Origin of the sequence: Streptomyces sp. MBT65 (assembly GCF_016612545.1) — a bacterium.
Lineage (GTDB): Bacteria > Actinomycetota > Actinomycetes > Streptomycetales > Streptomycetaceae > Streptomyces.
The window spans coordinates 1-2,281 of record NZ_JAENRY010000559.1 but is presented as its reverse complement, the minus strand read 5'-3'; the positions used below and the strand labels follow the sequence as shown (position 1 = coordinate 2,281).

At 69.8% G+C, this 2,281-nt stretch carries 3 protein-coding genes and 1 pseudogene; 3 read left to right on the top strand and 1 reads right to left on the bottom strand.

The annotated features are described in order from the left end of the window. The coding region (locus tag JHN63_RS50250; RefSeq protein ID WP_200691816.1) for a sulfurtransferase TusA family protein at positions 1 to 288 on the top strand (288 nt) is incomplete at its 5' end. A gap of 29 nt (positions 289 to 317) precedes the next feature. Here the strand turns inward: JHN63_RS50250 and JHN63_RS50245 are convergent. Continuing rightward, a complete protein-coding gene (locus JHN63_RS50245; RefSeq protein ID WP_200691815.1) occupies positions 318 to 1,292 on the bottom strand; it encodes a carbohydrate kinase family protein in 975 nt (324 codons plus the stop codon). A gap of 131 nt (positions 1,293 to 1,423) precedes the next feature. On the opposite strand from JHN63_RS50245, the gene JHN63_RS50240 reads away from it, so the two are divergent. Beyond that, positions 1,424 to 1,681, top strand: coding sequence for a hypothetical protein (locus tag JHN63_RS50240; protein ID WP_200691817.1), 258 nt, complete (start codon positions 1,424 to 1,426; stop codon positions 1,679 to 1,681). 170 nt (positions 1,682 to 1,851) lie between these two features. After that, positions 1,852 to 2,281 (top strand): annotated as a pseudogene (locus JHN63_RS50235) (hypothetical protein); the annotation flags it as partial.

Below are 2,281 nucleotides of genomic sequence, written 5' to 3'. Positions count from 1 at the left end.
GTGCTGCCGGGGGCGGTGGCGGGGGTCCGGGAGAAGGTGGGGGCGGATGTGCCGACGACCGTCGTGGAAGACGACTTCCTTGTCGTGGACGCCCTCGGGAAGCGGTGCCCGATCCCCGTCATCGAGCTCGCCAAGGTCATCGGCGATGTGCCGATCGGCGGCACGGTCAAGGTCCTGTCCGACGACGAGGCGGCACGGCTGGACATTCCGGCGTGGTGCGAGATGCGGGGGCAGGAGTACGTGGGCGAGGAGGCCGGCCCGGCGTATGTGATCCGCCGGACCAGCTGAAGCGCCCCCACGCGTCCGTATCCGACGAATCAGCCCAGGTAGCCCCGGACCTCACCCGCCGCGTCATGGCCGTACGCCTTCGTGAAGCGGTCCAGGAAGTGCGCCCGCCGCAACTGGTACTCCTGCGTCCCCACCGTCTCGATGACCAGCGTGGCGAGCATGCAGCCGACCTGCGCCGCCCGCTCCAGGGAGACACCCCACGCCAGCCCCGAGAGGAAGCCCGCCCGGAACGCGTCGCCGACGCCCGTGGGATCGGCCTTGCGCTCCTCCTCCGCGCAGCCGACCTCGATCGGGTCCATGCCGACCTTCTCGATGCGGACACCGCGCGAGCCGAGCGTCGTGACGCGGTGGCCGACCCTGGACAGGATCTCCTCGTCGCTCCAGCCGGTCTTGGACTCGATGAGGCCCTTCTCGTACTCGTTCGAGAAGAGGTACGCCGAGCCCTCCAGCAGGATCCGGATGTTGTCTCCGTCCATGCGCGCGATCTGCTGGGAGAAGTCCGCGGCGAAGGGGATGGAGCGGGTGCGGCACTCCTCCGTGTGGCGGAGCATCGCCTCGGGGTCGTCGGCGCCGATCAGGACCAGGTCGAGACCGCCCACGCGGTCGGCGACGGTCTTCAGCTCGATCTGGCGGGCCTCGCTCATGGCGCCGGTGTAGAAGGAGCCGATCTGGTTGTGGTCGGAGTCGGTGGTGCACACGAAGCGGGCGGTGTGCAGCGTCTCCGAGATACGGACCGAGTCCGTGTCGACGCCGTGGCGGTCGAGCCAGTCGCGGTACTCGGCGAAGTCGGAGCCGGCGGCGCCGACCAGGATCGGCTCGGTGCCGAGCTGGCCCATGCCGAAGGCGATGTTGGCGCCGACGCCGCCCCGGCGTACGTCGAGGTTGTCGACCAGGAAGGAGAGCGACACCGTGTGCAGCTGGTCCGCGACCAGCTGGTCGGCGAAGCGGCCGGGGAAGGTCATGAGGTGGTCGGTGGCGATGGAGCCGGTGACTGCGATGCGCACGGCGAGGACTCTCCTGAGGGAGGCTGCGTTGACAGTTCACGCTACCCGGTCGGCGCGGCGGCTCTGAAGCGGCCAAAACTACCCGATAGTAGATCTTTCTTCGCGAGGCCGAGCATGCCTACGGTGCCGCTATGACGAACCTCAGAGTCGATGGCTCCGTTCCGGTCGATGTTCCGGTCAACGTTTCGCTCACCGCTCCGGTCCACCTCGAAGGCGAAGGTGCGGCGGACCTCGCGGCGCTGCGCGGCGACTGCGCCCGGATGGCTCCCCACTGGACGGTACCCGACCGGATCGTCTCCCTTCCGGTGTCCCCGTCGCTCATCCACGGCGTGTCGGTGCCGTCGAGGTCGGCTCGGCTGCTGGACGGCATGTCGGAGTACGGCAACTGAGTTCCGAGCCCGTCGGCTCGATCGGCGCGTTCAGGGGAACCGCGCGCTCCCCCGCTGCGTCCCATCGCTGTCCCCTGTAAAGGGGATGCGGGATACGACCCTTCCGCCTGCCCCTTTGACAGGGGCGGGTCAGGGTCAAGGGACAGTTGCGCAGCCGAAGGAGCGATGCGGTGAACACCGAGCGACCCGACAACGACGACACGACCGGCACGTCCGGTGACGTGCGGGGTGTGGGGGACGCCGCGAAGGGCTCCGCCGAGGGGCTTGAGGGCGGCGGTACCGGAGTTGGGGCCGACGCGGGGACCGGTTCTACGGCGGCTGACGCACAGGCCGGTCACGACCGGCCGGACGACACGGGGCACTCGGTGTCCGACGTGGACGCCGAGCAGGCGAAGGCGACCGACGCCGCGGCGCCCGAGGCCGACGCGCCCGAGGCTGACGCGGACGAGGCTGACGCGGACGAGCCGGAAGTGATCGATGCGGAAGTGACCGATGCGGAAGTCGGTCGGCCAGAAGAAACAACAGCGGCGGATCCGGCGTTGCCCGGCGCCGAGGCCACCCACCCGGAACACCCCGATCCGGCAGCCCCCGACACCGACC

What these genes read in the sequence shown, in the direction of transcription:
- JHN63_RS50240 (WP_200691817.1), top strand. Translation starts at nt 1,424, where the DNA reads ATGACGAACCTCAGAGTCGATGGCTCCGTTCCGGTCGATGTTCCGGTC.